Here is a 26,584-nt window from a genome sequence, read left to right on the forward strand (position 1 = left end):
GCCCAGTGTCTTTTGGGCGGTAATAGGCTAGCTTATAGCGGGCGCTTTTTTTACTGGTTATACTGCTTTCTGTCTTTTCTATCTCACGGCGCCTTGCTATGCAGCTTTTCAAACGGTCTCTGTTCGTTCTTATCTCTTTGTTCTCATTGCCCTCTTTCGCGTATACACCTGTAGCCCAGTTACCTGAGGGCAGCAGAGCGTCTCTGCTTGTCGAATCACTTGTTGAACAAGACACGTTAATTGATACGCATAATCGCGAGCTTTTTTTCCCCCCTGCGAGCACATTGAAGCTTGTTACCGCCTTAGCTGCAAAGTTGGAGTTAGGGGATCAATTTCGCTTTGAAACACAGCTCAAGCGGGTGGGTAAAGACATCGTCATCCACTTTTCAGGAGACCCTACTCTGACGACTGAGGATTTAAAGCAATTGTTTGTCGTCGCGAAAAGAAATGGGCTTCGCCATATTGAAGGTGATATATGGTTGGATAACAGTGCCTTTACCGGATACGATCGCGCTGTCGGCTGGCCATGGGATATTTTAGGTGTTTGCTACAGTGCACCTGCAACTGCAATTTCTCTTGATGGTAACTGTGTTCAAGCCTCCATATATACTCAAGATGATGGCGATACTCGCGTTTATGTGCCTGAACATTTCCCCATCTACGTAACCACTCAGGCGTTGAGTGTGAGTAAAGACCAACAAGAAAGTACTCAGTGTGACCTAGAACTTATTTCCTCCCCAGATAATCACTATCAGCTGCAAGGTTGTTTAACTAAACGGATCAAACCTCTACCGTTAAAATTCGCAGTACAAAACCCAGAGCTTTACACTCAACGCATGTTAAATAATGTGTTAAATCAGCTCGATCTCTCTTTTAAAGGTTCTGTTCGTGTTGGCATGCCAAAACATACTGAAAGTGATGTTCTACTCGCTACCCACAGTTCGTTACCGCTCTCCAAGCTACTTGAAACCATGCTGAAAAAATCAGACAACTTGATTGCGGATAATCTGACAAAAACACTCGGGGCGAGATTTTATATTCAGCCGGGCAGCTTCAGTAATGGGACTCAAGCTATTAAGCAAATTATCTTCTCCAATACAGGGGTAGATCTTGAGTCTACTCCTTTGGCTGATGGATCTGGCTTGTCACGCAACAATCGCTTCACCAGCCATGCCATGGCGAAAATTTTGCGCTATATCTGGCTCAACAACGATAAGCTAAAGCTGATCGAATTAATGCCAAAGTCTGGTGAATCTGGCACGCTCAAATATCGTCGAAGTATGCGCAAAGCTCCAGTGAAAGGGGCGTTTATTGCAAAAAGTGGCTCACTTTACGGAAGTTATAACATGGCGGGATTCGGTTTAGACCATTCAGGAAAACCATCGACGTTATTTGTACAATATGTAGCAGATTACCTGCCACCAAAGAAAAAGAGCGATGGCAAACCTACCATCGCTGCTATCACTCAATTTGAAACTCTGTTTTATAAAGACATCGTTAAGTTCAGTCAGGCAATACCTAAGAAGTGATTCACAACCGTAAAGTAAACCCACATTCCTGATATATCGACAATCGATGCTAACACTGGGCTCACCAACACAGCAGGGTCCAGCTTAAATGCCCTCGCTAGGATGGGTAACAAGCCGCCTAAAGTTGTCGACATTGTGACCTGAATAAACAGCGCGATAGCAATCGCTAATGCGATACTCGTAAGTGCAAAACCTCCCGTTGATGCCCCATCACTAAAGAGCATCACTCTGCCGACAATGACCAAAGCGATTGCTAAAGCCAAACAGAGCGCCACGCGGCTTTCTTTCCAGAATACTGCTAACCATTGGCGCTTTTTCAACTCTCCTGTTGCTAAAGCCCGTATCACCAAAGTCGCTGCTTGAGTCCCAGTATTGCCTCCTGCCGCTGCAATAACAGGCATGTAAACTGCTAATAGTACCAGTTGACTTAATGTATCTTCATATTGAGCAATGATTAGCCCAGAAACTATGCCCAGTAGCGCTAAAGCAATAATCCAACCGATACGCTGTTTTACGTGCCCCAAAACAGAAGTCCGTAAATAGCTGTTGGATGTTTCCACTTCAGAGTGAATTAAGCCTAACCGATGCGCATAATGCCGTGCCAGCTTGTCATGGCCCTCGTTTTCCAGCACTGACATTAATTGTTGGACATAACCAATTGAACAGTGGTGCAAGATAGCCACCGCCTCTTCAATCGACATTACCGTCAACAAGTGAACTTGCTGGCTTTGCTCGTATTGCAGAAATGCATTACGAGCTGCCCCGATTTCTTCTGATGAGAAGTGCGGGGTGTTTTCAATGTATGTATTGCTCATTACCGTCATGGCGAATCTCCCGATTGGCAGTAGGTAACGACCATCAAGTTACAGAACGTACAACACGCCAAACGCATACTGAGTATGAGCCTGTAACTGAGTTCTAGAAAGGAAGGAGAAAAATTAGAGATTGCTTTAGAAAAGAGTCACTCTGCCACTTAGGCAGAGACGAAGAACACCAATACCGAAGTGGGGTTATTTTTCTCCCTTCATACTAGGAGGATGGTCGGTATTGTTCATAAAAATCTCCGAATAAACTGCCAGTTTGGCAGCGCGGGCATGATAACAAACCCCAAAATTTTTTACAGTCAATTTAATGAAAAAAAACACGGGTTATCAGTCAAACTTGTCGTATAAAAAAAGCGCCAATGTGGCGCTTTTCATCGTTTTAATCAGAGCTTATTGCACGGTAATACGAGCAAATTTACGTTTACCAACTTGGAATACATAAGTCCCAGTTTCTGGGGAAAACTTAGAATCGGCAACTTTCTCACCGTCAATCTTTGCAGCCCCTTGTTTAACCATGCGCATCGCCTCTGAAGTTGAAGCGCATAGTCCCGCTTCTTTTAGAATATTACTCACAGGAAGACCGGCATCAAAAGCAAATTCTGGCATTTCATCAGGAATTTGGTTCTTAGCAAAACGATTGACGAACTCTTGTTCTGCCGCATCTGCATCAGCTTCGCTGTGGAAGCGAGCAATAATCTCTTTCGCTAGAGCAACTTTAACATCACGTGGATTCTTACCTGATTCTACCCCCGCCTTGAGCGCTTGAATCTCTTCAAGAGGACGGAAAGACAGAAGCTCGTAGTAACTCCACATCAAATCATCGGAGATTGACATGATCTTACCGAACATTTCACTTGGCGCTTCGCTGATACCAATGTAGTTGTTGGCAGACTTAGACATTTTCTTTTCACCGTCTAGGCCAACAAGTAATGGCATCATAAGAACTGTTTGCGGTTTCTGCCCATTAGCTTTTTGCAGTTCGCGACCCATTAACAGGTTAAATTTCTGGTCGGTACCGCCTAGTTCAACGTCGGTTTCCATTGCAACGGAGTCCCAGCCTTGGAGTAATGGATACATAAACTCATGAATAGCAATCGGCTGACCACCAGCGTAACGCTTTTTGAAATCATCACGTTCCAGCATACGTGCAACGGTCTGGTTAGCAGCAAGGCGAATCATGCCTTCGGCACCTAATTCAGACAACCATTCAGAGTTAAATTGAATTTTGGTTTTCGCAGGGTCTAGAATTTTAAATACCTGCTCTTTGTATGTTTCAGCATTACGCAGTACATCTTCACGGCTTAGTGGTGGGCGAGTGGTGTTCTTACCCGTTGGATCACCAACCATTGCTGTAAAGTCACCAATAAGGAAGGTAACTTCATGACCTAGCTCTTGGAACAAGCGTAGCTTATTGAAAATAACCGTGTGGCCTAGGTGAATGTCCGGAGCAGTTGGATCGGCACCCAATTTGATACGTAGAGGACGATTTTCTTTTAGCTTTTCAATCAGCTCTTCTTCTGGAATTAGCTCTTCAACGCCGCGTTTAATCTCGGCCAGTGCAGCTTCAATGCTCGCCATTCTTGTTCACTCCCACAGATTTGGCAAAAATTTGGTAATTTCCCATCTTACTTGAATAGCGATGCTTTTTGAAACCAGTTAGACTAAACAGCTGACTATTTTTACTGAATTTTGTAGAACGAACATAAATGTTGTCTATTTTCGCTCGACTTCCATGGATGCACCGAGCCTGTATCGCCTTATTTAGTGCATTGATTGTCATCGCGCTGTTTCTACCATCACCTCAAGATCTCAGACCGGACGAAAAACGATATAAGGTCGGAGAGCACTATCCTATTTCTATCAATGCGGATACATTGGTTTCTTCGCGTTCTGAAAATACGACAGCAGCGTTACGCTGGGAGAAACATACCATAGGTTCCGGTGACAGCATGGCATTGCTCTTCCAACGTGCGGGTTTGTCATCTCGGCTTCTCTATGATCTCACGACTACCAGTGATGAAATTAAACGACAGCTGACTCGTGTCCGGCCTGGTGATTCATTTCAATTTGGCTTTGATACCAATAATCAGTTGGTTCAAATTCAACGTCAGCTCAGTGCCTACGAAACCTTTTTGATTACCCGTTCAGATAAAGGCTTTACTTCATCGCTAGACAAGAAAGAAGTGCATTATCAATACAACTATGCAGAGGCCGACATTACGTCTAACTTCTGGAATGCAGGTGTGGGTGCTGGTTTGACGGCCAACCAGATCATGGAACTGGCAGGTATTTTTGGTTGGGACATTGATTTCGCTCTTGATATCCGCAAAGGAGATCATTTTGAAATTCTTTATCAAGAGCGTGTGGTTGAAGGGGAAGTTGTTGGACGCGGCAAGATTATTGCGGCGATTTTTACTAACCAAGGTGATACTTTCAAAGCAATTCTCAACGATAAAAATGGCAACTACTACGACGAGAATGGCCGTGCAATGAAGAAAGCATTTTTGCGCTCGCCCCTCGATTTCCGCCGTGTGTCGTCAAACTTTAATCCGCGTCGTCGCCATCCTGTCACTGGTAAGGTGCGCGCACATAGAGGCACGGACTACGCAGCTCCAGTTGGAACCCCTATTTGGGCGGCAGGCGATGGTATCGTACAAAAATCCAGTTACAACCAATTCAACGGTAACTATGTGTTTATCAAACACAGCAATACCTATATCACCAAGTATTTGCACTTAACTAAACGTAAGGTGAAAACAGGCCAAAGAGTGAAACAAGGTCAAACAATTGGTACTTTAGGTGGTACAGGGCGAGTGACAGGCCCACACCTGCATTACGAGTTTTTGGTCAACGGCGTGCACAAAAATCCAAGAACCGTTAAATTACCGCAATCTAAGTCTCTGACTGGAAAAGATAAAACGACCTTTATCGCCAATGCTAATTTGAGGCTGAGTAAACTTGAGCGTTATGGCGATCTACTTGCGACCCGATAATTCACTCAATAAATGAACCTTATTTGAATGCTATGACAGCAACGGCATCCGTTTAATTAAGAGAAAATGCTCGTTTTTTTTGGCTGTGAAAGGCTAAAGAAAATGGGCTTAGGCCGATATAACAAGTAACCCTATTAAGAAGTGACTATCTACTGTTATGGCCATCACTGTTAATACCAACGTATCAGCAATGACCGCTCAGCGTTATTTAACCAATGCGACAGACATGTTGAATCAATCTCTGGAGAGGCTATCTTCAGGGAATCGAATTAATAGTGCCAAAGACGATGCTGCAGGGTTGCAGATCTCCAATCGACTTGAGTCTCAGATGCGTGGTTTGGATGTGGCGATGCGTAATGCCAACGACGGCATCTCAATTATGCAGACCGCTGAAGGCGCCATGAATGAGACGACCAACCTTCTTCAACGTATGCGTGATCTTTCACTACAATCAGCGAATGGTTCAAATAGCCGAGCAGAAAGAGACGCATTACAGGAAGAAATGGCCGCTTTGAATGATGAATTGAACAGAATTGCCGAAACGACCTCTTTTGGTGGCCGAAAGTTGCTCAATGGCTCATTTACTAGTTCATCTTTCCAGATTGGTGCTAGCTCCGGTGAAGCGGTTCAAGTCTCACTGAAAAACATGCGGTCGGATAGTTTGGATATGGGAGGTTTTAGTTATATAGCCGCGGAAAAAGCAGGCAGTAATTGGCAGGTTTCTCAAGGCAGTCAGACGTTGGTAATGGAGTACACTAACGCCCAAGGTCAGCAGGATTTAATTCAAGTTGAAGCCAAAGTGGGTGATGACATTGAAGAACTGGCTACCTACATCAACGGCCAAACCGATAAAGTCTCGGCGTCAGTAAATGAAGAGGGGCAGTTGCAGCTCTTTATGGCAGGCAAAGAAACTTCAGGCACTCTTTCTTTTTCTGGCAGCCTTGCTACTGAGCTTCAAATTGGTCTCGTTGGGTATGCAGCGGTTGATAACTTAGATATTTCCAAAGTGGGTGGTGCCCAGCGGGCTATCTCTGTGATAGATACTGCACTTAAGTATGTCGATGGTCACCGCGCTGAATTGGGAGCAATACAAAATCGCTTTAATCATGCGATTAATAACCTTGGGAATATCAATGAAAACTTGGCTGCATCGAATAGCCGTATAAAGGACACCGATTATGCCAAGGAAACCACCCAAATGATTAAGCAACAGATTTTACAGCAAGTTAGCACATCAATTTTGGCGCAGGCTAAACAGCAGCCCAACCTTGCCCTTACCTTATTGGGTTAATTATCAAAAAAAAGAAAATACTATCGACTGAGTCAGATAAAGCTTTAGCAAAAATAAACGGTTTTCTTTGTGTTTCTTTGATTTGGTCAATTTTTCCTCTCTTAACACACTTTTTTCAAAAAAAAATGAAAGAAAGAGCTCAAGGTTTTCGAGATTGAGCCGTTAATAAAAGTAACTTTGAGAGAACTACTTTGGTTTTCCGAGACGTCGGAAACCGGTTACATCGGAAAATCAAACGGAGAAATCACCATGGCAGTGAATGTAAACACTAACGTCGCAGCAATGACAGCACAGCGTTACCTAAATAGCGCGAACAATGCACAACAAACGTCAATGGAACGTCTATCTTCTGGCTTTAAAATTAATAGCGCTAAAGATGACGCCGCAGGTCTACAGATCTCTAATCGTTTGAATGCGCAAAGCCGCGGTCTAGATGTTGCAGTACGTAACGCGAATGACGGTATTTCTATCGCGCAAACTGCTGAAGGTGCGATGAATGAAACCACAAACATCCTGCAACGTATGCGTGATCTTTCGCTACAATCTGCGAACGGATCTAACTCTAAATCAGAGCGTGTTGCGATTCAGGAAGAAGTGACAGCATTAAATGACGAACTTAATCGTATCGCAGAGACAACCTCTTTTGGTGGTAATAAACTACTAAACGGCACTTATGCGACGAGATCTTTCCAAATTGGTGCCGATAACGGTGAAGCGGTTATGTTGACGTTGAACAACATGCGTTCAGACAACGTTGGCATGGGTGGTACAAGCTACCAAGCTGCAAATGGTAAAGATAAAGATTGGACCGTACAGGCCGGTGCAAACGACCTCGCTATCACATTGACGGATATAGATGGTCAACAGCAAACTATTAATATCAATGCGAAAGAAGGTGATGATATTGAGGAGCTAGCGACATACATCAATGGTCAAACTGATATGGTTAAAGCATCAGTGGACGAAGAAGGGCAATTGCAAATCTTCGCTGGCACAGACAAAGTCGAAGGTGAAGTTAGTTTTGGAGGCGGTCTGGCTGGTGAGCTAAGCATGGGCCAAGGTCAAGCAGTGACTGTGGATAGCATTGACGTAACATCAGTGGGTGGCGCTCAAGAGTCTGTGGCAATTATTGATTCTGCACTGAAATATGTAGATAGTCACCGTGCTCAACTGGGTGCGTTCCAAAACCGCTTTAGCCATGCAATCAGCAACTTAGATAACATTAACGAGAATGTGAATGCATCTAAGAGTCGAATCAAAGACACAGACTTTGCGAAAGAAACAACAGCATTGACTAAGTCTCAAATTCTTTCTCAGGCATCAAGTTCGATTCTTGCTCAGGCGAAACAAACGCCAAATGCAGCTTTAAACCTTCTTGGCTAAGTCTGAAAACCTTGAAAAAATCCAGCTTCGGCTGGATTTTTTTGTATGTATAATTCATTGATTTTAAACATTTTTGTTGTTTTATTATGCCTGTCACAGACATTTTTTTAAAAATATCTCTAAAGGATATATTTTCTCCGCCGTTAAAAGACTGAGAGAAATGAGATGCACCAAAGTGAGGTGAGAGTCGCTGAAGTGCATCACCCTTAATGCCTAAGGAGATCAATATGGCAATTAACGTAAACACCAATGTGTCTGCGATGACTGCTCAGCGATACCTTAATGGTGCTGCTGACGGCATGCAGAGATCGATGGAGCGTCTATCATCGGGTTACAAAATAAACAGTGCTCGTGATGACGCTGCAGGCCTGCAAATTTCCAACCGTTTAACATCGCAAAGTCGTGGCCTAGACATGGCGGTGAAAAACGCAAACGACGGTATCTCCATTGCACAAACTGCTGAAGGTGCAATGAATGAGACAACCAACATCCTTCAACGTATGCGTGACTTGTCGCTGCAATCGTCAAATGGTTCGAACTCACGTTCGGAGCGAATTGCGATTCAGGAAGAGGTGACAGCGCTTAACGACGAATTAAACCGTATCGCAGAAACTACCTCGTTTGGTGGTAACAAATTGCTTAATGGTACATTTGGTAGTCAGTCATTCCAGATCGGTGCGAGTTCAGGTGAGGCAGTGATGCTCACTATGGGCAATATGCGCTCAGATACTTCAGGAATGGGTGGTAAAGCTTATATTGCGCAACAGGGTAAAGATAATGATTGGACCGTCTCTCAGGGTTCAACCGATCTGACTCTGGACTATACTGATGTACATGGGGAAGCGAAACAGTTAACCATAAATGCTAAGGTGGGTGACGACATCGAGCAGCTTGCGACCTATATCAATGGTCAAAGTGAAGACGTGAAAGCGTCGGTCGGTGAAGAAGGTAAACTACAGTTGTTCGCAGCGAATAACAAAGTAGCAACTGACGTTACCATTGGTGGTGCATTAGGCGGTGACATTGGGTTTGGTGCCGCTGAGAATAAAACGGTAGCCGATGTTGATGTATCTACGGTGGCGGGCTCACAGATGGCGGTTTCCGTTATTGATGGTGCTTTGAAAACAGTAGACAGTCAGCGTGCGGAATTGGGTGCGTTCCAGAACCGTTTTAGCCATGCGATCAGCAACTTGGATAACATCAACGAGAACGTTAATGCGTCTCGTAGCCGTATCCGGGATACCGACTATGCAAAAGAAACGACTCAGATGACTAAGTCGCAGATTTTGCAACAAGCAAGTACCTCGGTACTGGCGCAGGCAAAACAATCACCATCAGCAGCTCTTAGCTTGTTAGGTTAATCGATAGGTACGAGCGAGCTTATTGGTCGGTAACAGGATTACCAACCTATAAGGTGGAAGGGAGATTGTTATGGAAATACCATCCTACACATCGAACGTCCAGCCTTACGGCTCAGAAAGTGGCACTAAATTTGCTTCAAAATATGATGGTGCACAGCAAGTTTCCTCACGAAAAGAGCAGGTATCTACGTCCGAAGTCAGGGAGCAAGCCGCAGAAGCTGTTAATCAAGCGATAGAAGCGTCTCAACAACGTGAAAAGCTTAATAGGGAAGAGCGGCAGCGGATGGTTCAGCAAATGAATGAGTTCATTTCATCCATTAATACTGGCCTATCTTTTCGAGTCGATGAAGAGTCGGGAAGGGATGTAGTGACTATTTATGAAGCGGATACTGGCGATATCATTCGTCAGATACCCGATGAGGAAATGTTAGAAATACTGCGACGCCTGAGGGATCAGACAGCCCGTTATTCATCGGGGCTGTTGAACCAGACGGTTTGATCGTATTTTGAGGTGATTGAATGAGCTTTGGCCCAGTAGGGATGAATTCTGGCATGGATATCAATGCCATGGTCAGCAAAATTGTCGATTCGGAGCGTGTGCCTAAGCAGCAACGTATCGACAATGAGCGTGACAAAATTGATTCCAGTATCAGTGCCTACGGGCGGCTCAGAGAGTCGTTGGATACGATGAAAAACTTGATGGCGAGCTTTCGTCAGGAGAAAGCTTTCGCCGCAAGAAAGGTAGAGTCTACGGATGATACCGTTGTTTCTGCGACGGCAACCACTGAAGCTATCGCTGGTAGATATGCTATCGATGTGTTGCAGCTTGCCCAAAGCCATAAGATTGCGTCTGATGTATTACCGGAAGATGCAAAGTTTGGCCCGGGTAAGCTGCAGATTTCTCTTGGTGATAAAAAGTTCACTATAGAGGTGCAGGAAAACTCAAAACTGATTGATATTGTTCGCGGTATCAATGGTAGCAAAACCAATCCCGGCGTTCGGGCATCGGTTATCAACGATGTCGAAGGCCCTCGACTTATCGTTGCGTCAAGCAATTCTGGTGAGCAAAACGCTCTCAAACTGAGTGTTGAATCAGCGCCAGACAACCTTCTGAAAAGGCTTGAATACAAAACTCTAGAGCAACGAGTTAAAGATCTTGAGCAAGCCCGTGCTGCTGCGCAGGATTTGCTCAAACCTCTTACACCAGAAGAGCAAGAGATTGCCGACCGCATTGCTGAGAACAATGTCAAAGCGGCAAAGGTTGTCGATCAAGAGATTGCCGACAGCTCTAAACAAGCGGCAATTGCCGCCGATCCGAATGCGGCTAAAGATGCCAGTGCTGGTAACGAACTTTCAGATGCAGCAGCTGCAGCGGCCGCCGCCGCTGGTGCGGAAGCCAATAAATACCTTAAACCCGAAGAACGCATTCCTGGATGGACTGCAACTGCTTCAGGTACTCTGCTCGATTCTTACTGGGAGCCAGAACCTCAACTTGATGCCAAAGCGCTGGAAAAAGCACCAGATATCCCTGGTTGGAGTATCACGGCTTCAGGTACATTGACAGACTCTTATGTCACGCCAAAAGAAGCGCAGGCGGCATTGGATGCTCGACAAGCAGAGATTGAAAATAAGCTGGCTCAGGAAAAAGCCGCCCTCGAAGCGAAAGTACTAGCGGGCGAACTGACTCCAGAACAAGCGAAAGAGCTTGAACGTGCCAAACTGCCTAAAGAAGAAAGGGAGTATTTAGAGCGTATTGATCAAGCACAAGCGGATCTTAAATCTGCTCAAGAGTCTTTTGATGCTTACCGCGGTATGACTCAAGTTCAAGCAGCGCAGGATTCTAAGGTGTTGTTGGATGGTGTGGCACAATTATCGAGTGATAACAACATCATAGAAGATGCGATTGAAGGCGTTGATCTGACCCTTAAAGGCCGCTCAGAGCGAGGAAAAACACCTTCGGAAATTGATATTGAATATGATCGTCAAGGCGTTCGTGATGATATTGAGCAATTCGTTGCCGCGTATAACCAATTTTATCAGGTCTCCCAAGAGTTATCTGGAGTCGACCCTAGAACTGGAGCTGCTGGTCCATTAGCGGGTGACAGCGTCGTGCGCAGTGCGGATTCTCGCTTAAAATCTGTTTTTTCATCCGATGTGGAGCCAGCTCCTGATGATTTAAAAACCTTGACTGAGTTTGGTATTACCACGACGCGTCAGGGAACGCTGGAGATTAACTATGAGATGTTGGATCGTCAGTTAAATAATAACTTTAATAAGTTGGAAGACTTTTTTGGTGGGAACCAAGGTTTTGCGAAAAAAGTCGAAGATGCGATTCAAGGGATTACGGGGGTGACTGGCTCAATTCGCACTCGTGAGCGTAGTATGGTGGAACAAAATTACCGCCTTGAAGATGATCAGGCGTCTTTGGATCGCCGTATGGAAAGTCTAGAGAAACGTACACACGCCAAATTTACGGCGATGCAGGATGCAACGAGTAAAATGCAGTCCCAATTAGCAGGTATGATGAATGCACTGGGTGGATGATTTTTTGGCACAAGTCGCATTTTTAGGTGATATTGATCACGATATTGTAAGTGGTCTTTCATCAGCAGACATTAATACTGAAGAAATCGTTGAACTGGTCGATAAAAGGGAACAGATATTGCTAACCTTGATCAGTACTATTAGTGAGCACCAAGAGTTAGCTCAGTTGCCAGAATGGCAGAGTGCTATTAAACGCACTCAGTTGACTGTCGAGATGATGCAAAAGAAAACGACGCAACTTGGCAGTAATTTGAAGAAGTACCGCTACGGCAATAAATCGGTGCAGCAGTACAAGAAATTTATATAAAAGAGGATTGTTATGCGTGGTTCATTACAGGCTTACAAGAAGGTATCGGTAGATAGCCAGCTCAGTGCTGCCTCCCCGCATAAAATTGTTCAGATGCTGATGGCAGGGGCTATCGAGCGATTAATTCAGGGCAAAGCGGCAATGGAGCAGGGTAATATACCTGTCAAAGGTGAGAGGCTGGGTAAAGCCCTAGACATCATCATTAGTCTACGTAGCTGCCTATCTATGGATGATGGGGGTGATATTGCTCAGAACCTTGATCAGTTATACGAGTTCATGATCACCCAAATAACTGAGGCGAATCACAAGAATGACCCTCAACCTCTAGATGATGTGATTGAGATCATTCGCGAGATTAAATCAGCTTGGGAACAGATTCCGCCTGAATACCATAACCTGACCGCAACCGATGTTGGAATTTAAGCGATAAGTTAAACTTATAAGGTTGTATTGAAATATCTTGCATAAAAAGCTTTTGGGCAAACGTCACATCACCTAATTGCTTGGTTGCCTTTATTTTTTTATCAAATAGAATAGAAGCCACTTAGTAGCCTAGTGGCTTATTTTGTTGCTGAATTTTATGAATTGTTTATCACTAATCATGTTCTATAGTTAAATTAGTGTTAGAGACAGAAATAACAGCCACAACGTTTCAAGATAAAGGCAATAATTCTCACCTATGCAAGGTTTAGCAAAGCTGCTCGTAATTGAAGATGATGCTCAAGCGCGCATCAATCTGAGTAATATATTAGAATTTGTCGGAGAGCAATGTGAGGCGATAAGTTCCGCGCAGCTGAACGACGTTAACTGGTCAGATGTGTGGGCTGGATGTATTGTCGGTTCGCTGCAAAATAATCACTTTTCAACTCAATTGAGTTCTCAGCTCTCTCAGGCAAATCATATTCCTTTACTTATCGCGGGAACGCATTCTTATCCAGTTGAAGAAATGACGAATTATGTTGGCGAACTGGAATATCCTCTTAATTATCCCCAGCTAAGTGAAGCGCTGCGTCATTGCAAGGACTTCCTAGGCCGTAAAGGCGTCAATGTATCTTCTTCGCGCAAGAACACTCTGTTTCGCAGTCTAGTGGGACAAAGTATTGGCATTAAAGAAGTTCGCCACCTGATTGAACAGGTCTCCGCTACTGAAGCAAATGTGCTCATTTTAGGCGATTCAGGTACCGGCAAAGAAGTCGTTGCTCGTAATATTCATTATCACTCTGCTCGTCGAAATGGGCCATTTGTACCAATTAACTGTGGAGCTATCCCACCGGATCTTCTTGAAAGTGAGTTGTTTGGCCATGAGAAAGGTGCTTTTACTGGAGCGATAACGTCTCGTAAAGGGCGCTTCGAACTTGCGGAAGGTGGAACACTATTTCTTGATGAAATCGGCGACATGCCAATGCCGATGCAGGTTAAGTTGCTCCGTGTACTTCAAGAAAGATGTTTTGAGCGAGTTGGTGGTAATACTACGATTAAAGTCAATGTGCGTGTCATCGCGGCCACTCATCGCAACTTAGAAACCATGATTGATGATGAGTCATTCCGTGAGGATCTCTATTATCGCTTAAATGTGTTCCCAATCGAGATGCCTGCGCTACGCGATCGTATTGAAGATACTCCATTGTTGTTGCAGGAGCTGATGACGCGTATGGAAGCTGAGGGCGCCCAGCCAATTTGCTTTACACCGCGAGCGATCAATTCATTGATGGAACATGACTGGCCGGGAAATGTACGAGAGTTAGCCAACCTTGTTGAGAGAATGATTATTCTCTATCCAAATAGCTTGGTTGATGTTAACCATTTGCCAACCAAGTATCGCTATAGTGATATTCCTGAGTTTCAGCCTGAATATAACGTGTTTGCTTCAGTTGAGGAGCAAGAACGTGATGTATTGCAGGACATTTTCTCTGAAGATTTCAGCCTTGATGAAGCTGATGGTTTACACGAAAACTCCAATACTCCGCAGGAATTGCCTCCTGAAGGGGTCAACCTTAAAGAGATGTTGGCAGAGTTAGAGATCAATATGATCAACCAAGCTTTGGAAGCTCAAGGTGGTGTTGTTGCTCGTGCTGCTGACATGCTTGGTATGCGTCGAACCACGCTAGTGGAGAAGATGAGAAAGTATAATGTGCAGCGGTAAGTTGCATAATATCGGCGCTGTCAAAATATCGACTGTACATTAAGTGTCTGAAAATTATATAAAATAGCCTGGCGTGCTTCTTGCATTTCAGGCTATTGTAGTTTTTAAGGCAGAAATACGATATGGACTCAGCCCAAGCGATCATGAATCAGCAACCGCTCGGAACTCTTGAAGAACAAGTTGAACGTTATAAGCAGGTATTAGATGTGATGCCGGCTGGTGTGATTTTGCTTGATACTCAAGGTGTTGTTCACGAGGCAAACCCAGAAGCGCAGCGTTTATTGGAAATGCCGCTAATTGGACAGAAATGGTTTGAAGTTATCCAACAAGCTTTTGCACCACGTGAAGATGATGGCCATGAGATCTCGCTTCGCAACGGTCGTAAAGTGAGGCTGGCGATCTCAGCTTCCACGACTGGGCAATTGATTCTGATTACAGATTTGACGGAAACTCGCCTATTACAATCTCGAATCAGTGATTTGCAGCGTTTGTCTTCCTTAGGTCGTATGGTGGCTTCATTAGCGCACCAGGTCAGAACACCTCTTTCCAGTGCGATGTTGTACGCCTCAAATTTGGGGGCGCCAAATCTACCTCTCGCAACCAAAGATCGTTTTCAAAGTAAGCTGATGGATCGTCTGCATGATCTTGAAAAACAGGTCAACGATATGTTGTTGTTTGCGAAAGGAGGCGACAACAAAGTGGTCAAGCCTTTTACCATTTCAGAGTTGGTTTCAGAGTTCTCTCCTATGGTGGAAACGGCACTGAAAAATAGCCAGATTGATTATCATCTTGAAGTGGAAAAAGAAGAGACACAATTGTTTGGCAATGCGAATGCGGTGGCATCTGCACTGAGCAACTTGGTGATGAACGCAATTCAAATTGCGGGTAAACAATCACAAGTTGATGTTTTTTTCCGTCCGGTAAACAACGAATTGAAGATCTCGGTACAGGACAGTGGCCCAGGTGTACCGAAGGAACTACATAATCAAATAATGGAGCCTTTCTTTACCACACGATCCCAAGGCACAGGATTGGGTTTGGCGGTTGTGCAAATGGTATGTCGTGCTCACGATGGAAGGTTAGAACTGATTTCTGAGGAAGGTGATGGTGCATGTTTTACCATCTGTATTCCTTTAGAGCGTACTCCGCAAGCTGATCACGATGTAATGACAGGAGAAGGATAATGGCACAAAGCAAAGTACTAATCGTAGAAGATGATGAAGGTCTACGCGAAGCCTTGGTCGATACCCTAGCACTGGCTGGATATGAGTGGTTGGAAGCGGATAGCGCTGAAGATGCCTTAGTCAAGCTTAAGGCGCATGAGGTAGATATTGTCGTCTCTGATGTGCAAATGGCGGGTATGGGTGGTCTGGCACTGCTGCGCAACATCAAGCAGCATTGGCCAAACTTACCTGTATTACTGATGACGGCGTACGCCAACATTGAAGATGCGGTCTCAGCTATGAAAGATGGCGCGATAGACTATATGGCTAAGCCATTTGCGCCGGAAGTGTTACTGAACATGGTAAGTCGTTATGCGCCGATCAAATCTGATGATAATGGCGATGCCGTTGTTGCCGATGAAAAAAGTTTAAAGCTGTTAGCAATGGCAGACAAAGTGGCGAAAACAGACGCTAGTGTAATGGTCTTGGGGCCGAGTGGCTCTGGTAAAGAAGTGATGTCGCGCTACATTCATAACGCATCAAACCGTAAAGATGGCCCATTTGTGGCGATTAACTGCGCTGCCATTCCAGACAATATGCTGGAAGCGACTCTTTTCGGTTATGAAAAAGGCGCTTTTACAGGCGCTGTTCAGGCGTGCCCAGGTAAGTTTGAACAAGCACAGGGGGGCACTATTTTGCTGGATGAAATCAGCGAGATGGATTTAAACCTTCAAGCTAAGTTATTGCGTGTTTTGCAAGAACGTGAAGTTGAGCGTTTAGGAAGCCGAAAGAGTATCAAGCTTGATGTTCGAGTTTTGGCCACCAGTAACCGAGACCTAAAGTTGTATGTTCAGGAAGGGAACTTCCGAGAAGATTTATACTATCGCCTGAATGTATTCCCGCTAGCGTGGCCAGCGCTTTGTGAACGCAAAGGTGATATCGAGCCTCTAGCTAATCACCTTATAGAGCGTCATTGCAAGAAGCTTGGTCTACCTGTCCCAACCCTTTCAGCGAGTGCAATGAATAAGTTATTGGCTTACTCTTGGCCAGGAAATGTCCGTGAGCTTGATAATGTCGTTCAGCGTGCATTGATTCTTAGTGAAAATGGTAACGTAGGGAGTGACCATATTTTACTTGAAGGCTTAGATTGGCAAGATGCGGGTAGCTTACAGCATGTTGTTGAAACAGGTGAAATCACAGCGCCCAATATTAAGCCAATCGCTGAGCCTGACAATGCGTTTGCCTCTAGTGCAGGCCTTGGTGGTGAACTGCGAGAACAAGAATATGCCATTATTCTCGAGACTTTGGCTGAGTGTAACGGTCGTCGAAAAGAAATGGCTGAAAAGCTAGGTATTAGCCCACGTACATTGCGCTACAAGTTAGCCAAAATGCGTGATGCGGGGATTGATATTCCAAACTAACGTGTTATTTTCGGCGCTCACATTGATATGGCATGTAGATTGCAGCGTCATAGTTATAGCAATAATTGTAGTCAAAGAGTTGACGTCCGAGGTGTTCAATGAGAGTTGATGGTTTTCAAGGCGAAATGCAAGCAATGATGTTCGAAGCAGCGAACACTAAACCTGCCGCAACTGGTCATACAGTGGGAGCGGATTTTGGTGACTTGCTTAACAATGCCATCAATAACGTGAATGGATTGTCAAAAACGTCAGGCAATTTACAAATGCGATTTGATCGTGGTGATCAGGATGTGTCTCTTTCTGATGTGATGATTGCCCGCAATAAATCCAGTGTGGCCTTTGAGGCAACGATTCAGGTACGTAACAAGCTTGTTGAAGCGTACAAAGAATTGATGAACATGCCAGTTTAAGTGATAGGTATAGTCTGTGGCAGAGCAAAATCAATCAACGGATCTTGCAGTATCGGATGGTGGTCCTGATACCGCGATGGTTGCAACATCAGAGATGGATACTGATGTTCAGAACCCAGATTTGGACGAGCAAAGTACATCCAAATTTGATATGGCAGTGGGGGATCTCGATCTCCTTCGACAGGTTGTCCTAGTTCTTTCTATTTCAATCTGTGTTGCCTTGATTGTGATGTTGTTTTTCTGGGTAAGAGAGCCGGAAATGCGTCCGCTTGGTGCTTATGAGACGGAAGAGCTGATTCCCGTTCTCGATTATCTGGACCAGCAGAAGGTCAACTATAAACTGGACGGTAATACCATCTCTGTTCCATCCAGTGAATACAACTCCCTCAAGTTAAACATGGTTCGTGCCGGCTTAAACAATGAAAAGCAAGCTGGCGACGAAATACTGATGCAAGATATGGGATTTGGTGTTTCCCAACGTCTAGAGCAAGAACGGCTCAAGTTAAGCCGTGAGCGCCAGTTAGCCAAAGCCATTGAAGAGATGACACAAGTACGCAAAGCACGAGTGTTACTGGCATTACCAAAACAAAGTGTCTTTGTTCGTCACAACCAAGAAGCTTCGGCGTCGGTATTTTTAACCTTGCGTACTGGAACCTCGCTTAAACAGGAAGAGGTCGACTCAGTGGTTGATATGGTGGCTAGTGCTGTTCCAGGTATGAAACCCACTCGAATTACCGTCACTGACCAACATGGTCGATTGCTCAGCTCTGGTTCGCAAGACCCAGCTTCGGCTGCACGCCGTAAAGAGCATGAGCTCGAGCGTAAGCAAGAACAAGCACTGCGCGATAAAATTGATTCTGTCCTTATCCCGATTCTTGGGTTTGGAAACTACACCGCACAAGTAGATATTCAGCTGGATTTCAGTGCGATAGAGCAAACGCGTAAGAGCTTCGACCCGAACACCCCTTCGACTCGAAGTGAATACACACTGGAAGACTATAATAATGGTAACGTGGTGGCGGGTGTACCGGGTGCGCTGAGTAACCAACCTCCGGCGGATGCGTCCATTCCGCAAGACGTAGCTCAAATGAAAGATGGCTCTTTAATGGGCCAGGGTTCTGTGCATAAAGAAGCCACACGTAACTTTGAACTGGATACAACAATCAGTCACGAACGTCGTCAGTCGGGGATTGTTAATCGCCAAACGGTCGCTGTCGCGATAAAAAACCGTGCATCTGTTAATCCAGAGAGTGGTGAGACGACTTATCAACCTCTGTCGGATGCTGAGTTACAGTCAATTCGCCAAGTGCTGATTGGTGCGGTTGGTTTTGATGAAAGTCGTGGTGATTTACTTAATGTGTTGAGTATGCAGTTTGCTGAACCTGAAATTGAAGTGCTAACGGATGTCCCTCTCTGGGAGCACCCTAACTTCAACGATTGGGTGCGTTGGTTTGCAAGTGCTTTGGTTATCATAGTCGTTGTGTTGGTTCTAGTTCGCCCAGCCATGAAGAAATTGCTCAACCCTGCTTCGGATGACGATGATGACCAACTATACGGACCAGATGGGTTGCCAATTGGTGCTGATGGAGAAACCAGCCTGATTGGTGGAGATATGGATGGTGGCGAGCTGTTTGAGTTCGGCTCTAGCATTGACTTGCCTAACCTCCATAAAGATGAAGATGTGTTGAAAGCAGTTCGTGCGCTGGTTGCTAACGAGCCAGAACTGGCGGCACAAGTAGTGAAGAACTGGATGGAAGATGCCTAACGAAGTCGTACCACAGGGAGAAGGCGGTGGCGAAGTTGTAGACAACACCGTGGATATAGAAAGTATACCGGGCGAAGAGCGCGCGGCGATCCTCTTATTGAGTTTAAATGAGGAAGACGCTGCCGGTATCATTCGTCACTTGGAACCGAAACAAGTACAACGTGTTGGTAGTGCCATGGCTCGCGCTGCTGACCTAAGCCAAGACAAGGTCGGTGCGGTACACCGTGCTTTCTTGGAAGACATTCAAAAATACACCAATATTGGTATGGGCAGTGAAGACTTTATGCGTAATGCCTTGGTTGCTGCCCTTGGTGAAGATAAAGCCAATAATCTTGTTGACCAAATACTGCTTGGAACAGGCTCGAAGGGCTTGGATTCACTTAAGTGGATGGACCCACGTCAGGTTGCCAGCATCATTATCAACGAACACCCTCAGATTCAAACTATCGTACTGTCTTATCTAGAACCAGATCAGTCTGCGGAAATCTTGTCTCAGTTTGCTGAGCGTGACCGTCTTGATCTGATGATGAGAATTGCCAATCTAGAAGAAGTTCAACCATCGGCTTTGGCGGAATTGAATGAAATCATGGAGAAACAGTTTGCGGGTCAAGCAGGTGCTCAAGCTGCCAAGATTGGTGGCCTGAAGGCTGCTGCGGAAATCATGAACTACATGGACAACAATGTAGAAGGCATCCTGATGGAGCAAATTCGTGATCAGGACGAAGATATGGCCACGCAGATCCAAGACCTTATGTTTGTATTCGAGAACCTCATCGAAGTCGACGATCAAGGTATTCAGAAACTACTGCGTGATGTTCCGCAAGATGCGTTGCAGCGCGCACTTAAAGGTGCCGATGATGCTCTGCGTGAGAAGATCTTTAAGAACATGTCTAAACGTGCCGCTGAGATGATGCGTGATGATCTTGAAGCGATGCCACCAATTAAAGTCTCTGATGTGGAAGCGGCACAGAAAGAAGTGTTGGCTGTGGCCCGTCGTATGGCAGACTCTGGTGAGATTATGTTGGGCGGCGGCGCAGACGAATTCTTGTAATTTGAAGTAGGTAATAGGTCTATGTCTGGGGAAAGAAAGCGCGGCTTTTTGCGCTTAGATAATGACGATCAAGTCCAAAAGCCTGAGAAATGGGGAATGCCGGATTATACGCCGGAAACTCATAAACAGGCGAAAGAAACGGCAATGAACTATGACCCTAGCTGGATGCCTACCTTTTCTGAACCTGAGGATGAAGCCCCTAAAGAGCTGACCGAAGAAGACATTGAACAGATCAAACAGCAGGCTTATCAAGACGGTTTACATCAAGGTCAAGAGGCCGGCTTCAAACAAGGTTATGACAAAGGAAAAGAGCAAGGTCACGAAGAAGGTCATCTGCAAGGCTTGGAAGCAGGGAAAGCGGAAGGCATAGAAGCGGGTCAGGAGCTGATTCAGCAACAGGTACAAACTTTCGTTGACCTGGCTAATCAATTTGCTCAGCCTTTGGAACTGATGAATGCACAGGTTGAGAAACAGCTGGTTGACATGGTACTGACTCTGGTTAAAGAAGTTGTGCATGTTGAAGTACAGACCAATCCTCAAGTCGTATTGGATACTATCAAGCAGTCGGTTGAATCCCTACCTATCTCAGGGCATGCGATCACTTTGAAGCTTCATCCTGAAGATGTGGAGATTATTCGCTCTTCATATGGTGAAGCTGAGCTGGAATTTCGTAATTGGACACTCATGGCTGAACCTGCGCTCAATCGGGGTGATGTGCAGATTGAAGCAGGTGAGTCTAGCGTCAATTATCGACTTGAAGACAGAATTCGCAGTGTGCTACAGAGCTTTTGTGGCGTGAATCGTCATCAAGGTGGTGAGTAATGTTGGCGCTGGCAGAACGCCTTTCTCAATATCAAACACAAGGGCTAACTTGTCGGCCTGTTGCCTCTGGAAAATTGGTTCGAGTCGTTGGGCTAACATTGGAAGCGACTGGATGCCGAGCGCCTATCGGTAGCCTGTGCAAAGTGGAAACGATGCATGGTGAGATGGAGGCTGAGGTGGTGGGTTTTTCGGGAGATAACCTCTACCTAATGCCCAGTGAACAGATCACAGGTGTCCTACCGGGCGCGAAAGTCACCCCTTTAACTAGCGAAGTGGGTTTACCTGTGGGGATGGAACTGCTTGGTCGTGTGATTGACGGGGTGGGGAATCCACTTGATGGCCTTGGGCCTATTTATACGGAGAAACGGGCTGCATTTAACGCGGAGCCCATTAACCCTCTAGCGAGAAAGCCGATTTCAGAACCACTTGATGTGGGTATCAAGGCAATTAATGGTTTGCTAACGGTTGGTAAAGGTCAGCGTATCGGTTTATTTGCCGGCTCAGGTGTGGGTAAGTCGGTTACTTTGGGGATGATGACTCGAGGCACCACTGCTCAAGTGGTCGTGGTAGGCTTAATTGGTGAGCGTGGTCGTGAGGTAAAAGAGTTTATCGAAGAAATCCTTGGAGTAGATGGTCGTCAGCGTTCGGTTGTCGTGGCGGCACCAGCGGATTCGTCGCCACTGATGCGATTAAAAGGCTGTCAGACAGCCCTGACGATTGCAGAGTATTTTCGCGATCAAGGCTTAGATGTGCTTCTCCTCATGGACTCATTGACTCGATTTGCTCAAGCTCAGCGTGAAATTGCTCTCTCTGTAGGTGAGCCGCCTGCGACTAAAGGTTATCCACCGTCTGTGTTTGCAAAATTGCCTGCTTTGGTTGAGCGTGCGGGTAATGGTGGTCAAGAGCAAGGTTCCATCACGGCATTCTTTACCGTTCTGACGGAGGGTGATGATCTTCAAGACCCAATCGCCGATGCATCACGAGCCATTCTAGATGGTCATATCGTGCTATCGCGTGAAATGGCTGATGCTGGTCATTATCCTGCTATTGATGTTGAGAAGTCAGTCAGTCGTGTCATGCCACAAATTACCTCAGAAGAGCAGATACTGATGTCCAAAGCGGTGCGTCAAGTTCTGTCAGTTTGTCGAAAAAATCAAGATTTGGTATCGATTGGTGCTTATAAGCCGGGATCTGACCCAGCCATTGATAGTGCATTCACATTAAAACCTCGACTGGATGGTTACTTACAGCAAGCGATGAAAGAGACGGTACCGTACGATATGTGTGTCAACATGCTGCGTAACCTGCTACAAGGAGACTCGTAATCCATGGACAATGCGCTGGATTTTTTATTGAGTCAGGCTCAGGAACGAGAAAACCAAGCGGTACTCGCGCTTGGTCAGGCGCGGGTTGAACTGGATGGCTATTATCAGCAGTTAGAGCAGATAGAAAAATACCGATTGGACTACTGCAATCAATTGGTAGAACGAGGCAAACAAGGGTTAACGGCTAGTCAATACTCTCATCTTAATCGTTTTTTGACGACCTTAGATGAAACTCTGGCCAAGCAGAAACAAGCAGAAGAGCACTTTAAGTCTCAAGTGGAAAGTTGTGAGCAAAACTGGTTGGAATGTCGTAAACAAAGGCGTTCTTATGAGTGGCTGATAGATAAAAAACAGGCAGAAAAAGAGCGTTTACAAAATGTTCGTGAGCAAAAACAAATGGACGAGTTTTCTACTCTGCAATACTTCCGCCGGACTTCGAACTAACTTCACATAATTATTCTTATTATCTATTTGATTGGCGTACTTCTTGCAGTTCTGTTTCGTTAAATGATGAGTTGCCGCTTCAAACCATTCTAAGTAACAGGCCGCGACTGCTCCCTCAATTACGCGCGAGTATCTATTTATGAATATAAACCTAACTCCGGCTTCTGACACCCCGAAAACGTCGACCACATCCTCCCAGTCCGTTGGTTCAGGTGAAGAGGCGAAACCGTCTGAAGGTTTTTTTTCTAAGTTGGCCGCTTTTATTAAAGGTGAATCCGGTGGAGAAAAGGTTTCAGACGCAGAATCAATGACAGTTGAGTCTGCAGTCGGAGAGGAAGAGGCGGCTTCAATTGAGCCTGAACAAGAGGCGGGTGATGGTAAGAGCGTCAGTGCCGATGAAGACGAGGTGTTAGAGTCTGGGGAAGTGATCACTAAGGGGACCAAGGGCTCTTCAACTGATGAATTGTTAGCGATAGATCAAGAGCAGAATAAACCAGCCTCTAAAGTTAAAGTAGAAACTGAGGCATCAACGAAAAGCCAGTCTAATGACTCAACAGAAGGTGATGCTGAGAAGATTGTGTCTGAAAATGGGGAATTGCTTGGTCGTTTAAACAAAGCCAGTAAGGCCCTTCAACCTAAGGACGGCAATGAGTTGCCACAACAACCTGAGTTGGCGACACAAGAAGTAAGCTCTTCACAGCAACAGAAGGCTCACAACGTTAGCGAAGAAGAGCAGGCGGAAACGTTAAACACAGCCGCTTCTGCTGTGCAAAGGCAGACTCAAGGTGAAACACAAACGGATGTGGATGTTACTGACACTGAGAATAAGAAAAGCATCAAAGCACAAGAACACTTGATGGCTGAGCAACCTGTGGAGCAGCAAGTGATGGTTCCTGAAAGTGCGAAGCGATTTATTCAATCTGAAGATGGTCAGGAAGCTGTGATAGCTTCCGATAAACCTAGTGATGGTGAGCTGACCGTGACTGCAGAAGGCGCGGTGGCTCTTATGGCTGGAGTGACTGAGGGGAATAGCGATAAAGCTCAGTTAACCAGTCCTGAAATTGAACAGCTAAAACATGAACTGAAAACCCAAGGCTTGTCTGATAAAGAGATCGAACAGATTGTTGAAGCGGCAAAAACCGAAGCACAGGCACAAATTACCATGGTTCAAGGTAATGAAACCAATCGGACAGAGCCTATAAAGCCTAGTGCTGAAAAAAAACTACAGTCGAATGCTTCGCCATCACAATTGGCTGGCAGTGAAGTTGTAACAGAAAGTGCTATTGAACCAACGGTTGCAGCCACAGCAGTTTCTGGTTCTTCGGCAATCCCATGGGCGGTCTCAGCGGCGGATGTGGGTGTTGATGAGTTACAGATTCAACCGGATGCAAAACCTAAAGCACAGCAAGCTGCGGTGGCACAATCGGTTCAGCAAGCATTACATACATCATCAAGTGCTCAAGTCACGGCGGCTCAGAGCCATCTTCAAGCTACGCAACAGGCTGCGGCAGTGCCTTTGCCCAATGAGCTGGCTGCGAGTCAACTTCAGCAAGTCGCTTCTACACCGATAGCCAGTGAACAAGCTATGCTAAAAGCGGTAATGGGAGCGAAAGCGGCGGGTGCTGTAGGCAAATTAGCTGCAACAGACGGGAAGCAGGGGGCGAGTCAAAGTGGTGATACAGGGTTTGCTCAGCAACTATCACAGGCCGCAAGCCAACAAGGCTTGACGGCACAGAACCCAATTCGTACTGAGCAAGCTGCTGCTCAAGCTCCATTGCAGCTTAATCGAGAAATGGCCGGTGATCAGGTAGCGGAAAGAGTCCAAATGATGATGTCGAAGAATCTAAAAAACATCGATATTCGCTTGGATCCGCCAGAGCTAGGTCGATTACAGATCCGCATGAATATGACGGGAGAGGGAGCGACAGTTCACTTTACGGTGGCGAATCAGCAGGCTCGGGATGTCATTGAACAATCTATGCCCCGTTTACGTGAAATGTTAGCTCAACAAGGCGTTCAATTGGGTGACTCGTCAGTTCAGCAGCAATCCGCGGGTCAACAACAAAATCGTTATGCGGCTGGAAGTGGAGCTGGAAATGGTCAAGGTAGCAGCAATCAAGCCTTTACTGGTGAAGAAAACCTTGAACCAGACGTCAATCTTGATTTGAATGTCGCAACAAAGCGTGATGGAATTAGTTATTACGCTTAAACTGTAGAAAAGTAAGAAAAATAGAGAAACATCGGATATGGCAGACGAAGGAATAGAAGCTGAAGCACCCAAGGGAAAAAGCAAGCTGTTAATTATCATCATCGCTGTTGTTGTTTTACTGGTTGGCGGCGGTGGTGCGGCTTTCTTTCTCATGGGCTCGAGTGAACCTGAAGAAGTAGAGCAAACGACCCAGCAAGCCGTAGCGGTCGCTGCTGAACCTGTCTCTTACGTTAATATTGCGCAACCATTCCTGTTTAATGTCACTGGCGATAAAAAGGATCGTCTTGTGCAAATCAAAGTACAGTTAATGGTGCGCGGTATTGATAATGAGAACTTGGCACGTTACCACTCACCTCTGATTGAAAGTTCGTTACTCGGAACTTTTGCCTCAGCGACCGTCGATCAACTTCGCAGCGCTAACGGCCGTGTGGAGCTGCGAGACAGAGCTACAGAAGACATCAAAGCGAGTTTAAATCGTGCAGTAGGGCAACCTGTGATTGAACGTGTGTTATTTACTGACTTTGTAATACAGTAGGTGAAGAGTGACCGATCTATTAAGCCAAGACGAGATTGATGCGCTACTCCATGGTGTTGACGATGTTGATGAGGCAGAAGATGAAGGTGGTGGCGCCGAGAGCGATGCTAGTGCTGTAGAATTCGACTTCTCCTCTCAAGACCGCATCGTCCGTGGTCGAATGCCAACGCTGGAGTTGATCAATGAGCGTTTTGCGCGTCATTTGCGGATCAGCTTATTTAATATGCTGCGAAAAACCGCCGAAGTGTCGATAAATGGCGTACAAATGATGAAGTTTGGTGAATACCAAAACACCTTGTACGTCCCGACCAGTTTGAATATGGTGCGTTTCAGACCGTTAAAAGGGACCGCACTGATCACTATGGAAGCGCGCTTAGTTTTCATTTTGGTTGAGAACTTCTTTGGTGGGGATGGGCGCTTCCATGCGCGTATCGAAGGTCGTGAATTTACGCCAACGGAACGTCGCATCGTTCAGTTGCTACTTAAAATTGTCTTCGAAGACTACAAGGAAGCTTGGTCTCCGGTGATGGGGGTCGAGTTTGAATATCTTGATTCTGAAGTAAACCCAAGTATGGCGAACATTGTTAGCCCAACGGAAGTGATTGTTGTCAGTTCTTTCCATATTGAAGTGGATGGCGGTGGCGGTGATTTCCATGTGGTCATGCCATACTCAATGGTGGAACCGATTCGCGAACTTCTCGATGCTGGTGTTCAGTCCGATAAAATGGAAACGGACGTTCGTTGGAGTACCGCACTTCGTGAAGAAATTATGGATGTTCCAGTCAACTTTCGCGTGAATTTACTAGAACAAGATATTTCACTAAGAGATCTGATGGAGCTTCAACCCGGAGACATCATCCCTATTTCTATGCCCGAGCATGCCACAATGTTTGTTGAAGAGCTGCCTACGTTCCGAGTGAAGATGGGCCGTTCGGGTGAACAACTTGCAGTTCAGGTATCAGAGAAAATTAAACGCCCAGATGTAGTGAAAACCGATATTGCATTTCTAGGCAAAGACGTCATTTCTGAATTAGAAGAAGATGACGGTGAAATTGAAGATTAAT

23 protein-coding genes are annotated in these 26,584 nt (G+C 45.6%); 21 read left to right on the plus strand and 2 right to left on the minus strand.

The annotated features are described in order from the left end of the window. Positions 1–98 precede the first annotated feature (98 nt). On the plus strand, positions 99–1,529 hold the full coding sequence (gene dacB / locus L1D23_RS14610) for a serine-type D-Ala-D-Ala carboxypeptidase (protein WP_239867547.1): 1,431 nt from the start codon (positions 99–101) through the stop codon (positions 1,527–1,529). Here the strand turns inward: dacB and L1D23_RS14615 are convergent. Then, positions 1,508–2,353, minus strand: coding sequence for a magnesium transporter (locus L1D23_RS14615; protein WP_239837604.1), 846 nt, complete (start codon positions 2,351–2,353; stop codon positions 1,508–1,510). The genes dacB and L1D23_RS14615 overlap by 22 nt on opposite strands. Before the next feature lie 390 nt (positions 2,354–2,743). Continuing rightward, the gene (tyrS, locus tag L1D23_RS14620) at positions 2,744–3,931 is read right to left on the minus strand and encodes a tyrosine--tRNA ligase (RefSeq protein WP_239867549.1); all 1,188 of its coding nucleotides are present in this window, start codon (positions 3,929–3,931) and stop codon (positions 2,744–2,746) included. Positions 3,932–4,059: 128 nt separating this feature from the next. Here tyrS and L1D23_RS14625 point away from each other — a divergent pair, with 128 nt between their 5' ends. The 20 genes from L1D23_RS14625 (at position 4,060) to fliM (ending at position 26,583) form a co-directional block, all read left to right on the plus strand. Then, a complete protein-coding gene (locus L1D23_RS14625; protein ID WP_239837606.1) occupies positions 4,060–5,346 on the plus strand; it encodes a peptidoglycan DD-metalloendopeptidase family protein in 1,287 nt (428 codons plus the stop codon). 157 nt (positions 5,347–5,503) lie between these two features. Then, positions 5,504–6,637: a flagellin gene (locus L1D23_RS14630; RefSeq protein ID WP_239867553.1), complete on the plus strand. Its 1,134-nt coding sequence runs from the start codon at positions 5,504–5,506 to the stop codon at positions 6,635–6,637. A 249-nt stretch (positions 6,638–6,886) separates the two neighbouring features. Continuing rightward, complete coding sequence (locus L1D23_RS14635) at positions 6,887–8,020, plus strand: flagellin (protein WP_239867556.1); 1,134 nt, start codon at positions 6,887–6,889, stop codon at positions 8,018–8,020. A 227-nt stretch (positions 8,021–8,247) separates the two neighbouring features. Continuing rightward, positions 8,248–9,381, plus strand: a complete 1,134-nt coding sequence (locus tag L1D23_RS14640; RefSeq protein WP_239837609.1) for a flagellin — start codon at positions 8,248–8,250, stop codon at positions 9,379–9,381. 70 nt (positions 9,382–9,451) lie between these two features. After that, a complete protein-coding gene (gene flaG, locus L1D23_RS14645) occupies positions 9,452–9,880 on the plus strand; it encodes a flagellar protein FlaG (RefSeq protein WP_239837610.1) in 429 nt (142 codons plus the stop codon). Positions 9,881–9,900: 20 nt separating this feature from the next. Further along, positions 9,901–11,925: a flagellar filament capping protein FliD gene (gene fliD / locus L1D23_RS14650; RefSeq protein WP_239837611.1), complete on the plus strand. Its 2,025-nt coding sequence runs from the start codon at positions 9,901–9,903 to the stop codon at positions 11,923–11,925. Continuing rightward, on the plus strand, positions 11,909–12,232 hold the full coding sequence (locus L1D23_RS14655; protein ID WP_239867559.1) for a flagellar protein FliT: 324 nt from the start codon (positions 11,909–11,911) through the stop codon (positions 12,230–12,232). The genes fliD and L1D23_RS14655 overlap by 17 nt, the downstream gene beginning before the upstream one ends. Positions 12,233–12,244: 12 nt before the next feature. Then, positions 12,245–12,655, plus strand: coding sequence for a flagellar export chaperone FliS (gene fliS, locus L1D23_RS14660; RefSeq protein WP_239837613.1), 411 nt, complete (start codon positions 12,245–12,247; stop codon positions 12,653–12,655). 256 nt (positions 12,656–12,911) lie between these two features. After that, the gene (locus L1D23_RS14665; protein WP_239837614.1) at positions 12,912–14,375 is read left to right on the plus strand and encodes a sigma-54 dependent transcriptional regulator; all 1,464 of its coding nucleotides are present in this window, start codon (positions 12,912–12,914) and stop codon (positions 14,373–14,375) included. Positions 14,376–14,497: 122 nt separating this feature from the next. Beyond that, positions 14,498–15,559, plus strand: a complete 1,062-nt coding sequence (locus L1D23_RS14670) for an ATP-binding protein (protein WP_239867562.1) — start codon at positions 14,498–14,500, stop codon at positions 15,557–15,559. Next, positions 15,559–16,959, plus strand: a complete 1,401-nt coding sequence (locus L1D23_RS14675) for a sigma-54 dependent transcriptional regulator (protein WP_239837616.1) — start codon at positions 15,559–15,561, stop codon at positions 16,957–16,959. The genes L1D23_RS14670 and L1D23_RS14675 overlap by 1 nt, the downstream gene beginning before the upstream one ends. Positions 16,960–17,057: 98 nt before the next feature. After that, positions 17,058–17,369, plus strand: coding sequence for a flagellar hook-basal body complex protein FliE (fliE, locus tag L1D23_RS14680; protein ID WP_239837617.1), 312 nt, complete (start codon positions 17,058–17,060; stop codon positions 17,367–17,369). A gap of 16 nt (positions 17,370–17,385) precedes the next feature. Beyond that, positions 17,386–19,134 carry a flagellar basal-body MS-ring/collar protein FliF gene (gene fliF / locus L1D23_RS14685; protein ID WP_239867564.1) on the plus strand — a complete coding sequence of 583 codons (1,749 nt, stop codon included), beginning with the start codon at positions 17,386–17,388 and terminating at the stop codon, positions 19,132–19,134. Beyond that, positions 19,127–20,185 carry a flagellar motor switch protein FliG gene (gene fliG / locus L1D23_RS14690; protein WP_239837619.1) on the plus strand — a complete coding sequence of 353 codons (1,059 nt, stop codon included), beginning with the start codon at positions 19,127–19,129 and terminating at the stop codon, positions 20,183–20,185. Before fliF ends, fliG begins: the two co-directional genes overlap by 8 nt. Positions 20,186–20,206: 21 nt before the next feature. After that, a complete protein-coding gene (gene fliH, locus L1D23_RS14695; protein WP_239867568.1) occupies positions 20,207–21,007 on the plus strand; it encodes a flagellar assembly protein FliH in 801 nt (266 codons plus the stop codon). Continuing rightward, positions 21,007–22,332, plus strand: a complete 1,326-nt coding sequence (gene fliI, locus L1D23_RS14700) for a flagellar protein export ATPase FliI (protein WP_239867571.1) — start codon at positions 21,007–21,009, stop codon at positions 22,330–22,332. Before fliH ends, fliI begins: the two co-directional genes overlap by 1 nt. Before the next feature lie 3 nt (positions 22,333–22,335). Next, positions 22,336–22,776, plus strand: coding sequence for a flagellar export protein FliJ (gene fliJ, locus L1D23_RS14705; protein ID WP_239867573.1), 441 nt, complete (start codon positions 22,336–22,338; stop codon positions 22,774–22,776). A gap of 139 nt (positions 22,777–22,915) precedes the next feature. Next, positions 22,916–24,985 carry a flagellar hook-length control protein FliK gene (locus L1D23_RS14710; protein WP_239867576.1) on the plus strand — a complete coding sequence of 690 codons (2,070 nt, stop codon included), beginning with the start codon at positions 22,916–22,918 and terminating at the stop codon, positions 24,983–24,985. A 37-nt stretch (positions 24,986–25,022) separates the two neighbouring features. Continuing rightward, positions 25,023–25,520, plus strand: coding sequence for a flagellar basal body-associated protein FliL (gene fliL / locus L1D23_RS14715; protein WP_239837624.1), 498 nt, complete (start codon positions 25,023–25,025; stop codon positions 25,518–25,520). 7 nt (positions 25,521–25,527) lie between these two features. Next, positions 25,528–26,583, plus strand: coding sequence for a flagellar motor switch protein FliM (gene fliM / locus L1D23_RS14720; protein ID WP_239867579.1), 1,056 nt, complete (start codon positions 25,528–25,530; stop codon positions 26,581–26,583). The last annotated feature ends 1 nt before the right edge of the window (position 26,584 follow it).

The organism is Vibrio sp. Isolate24 (assembly GCF_022398215.1).
Classification (GTDB): Bacteria; Pseudomonadota; Gammaproteobacteria; order Enterobacterales; family Vibrionaceae; genus Vibrio; species Vibrio coralliilyticus_A.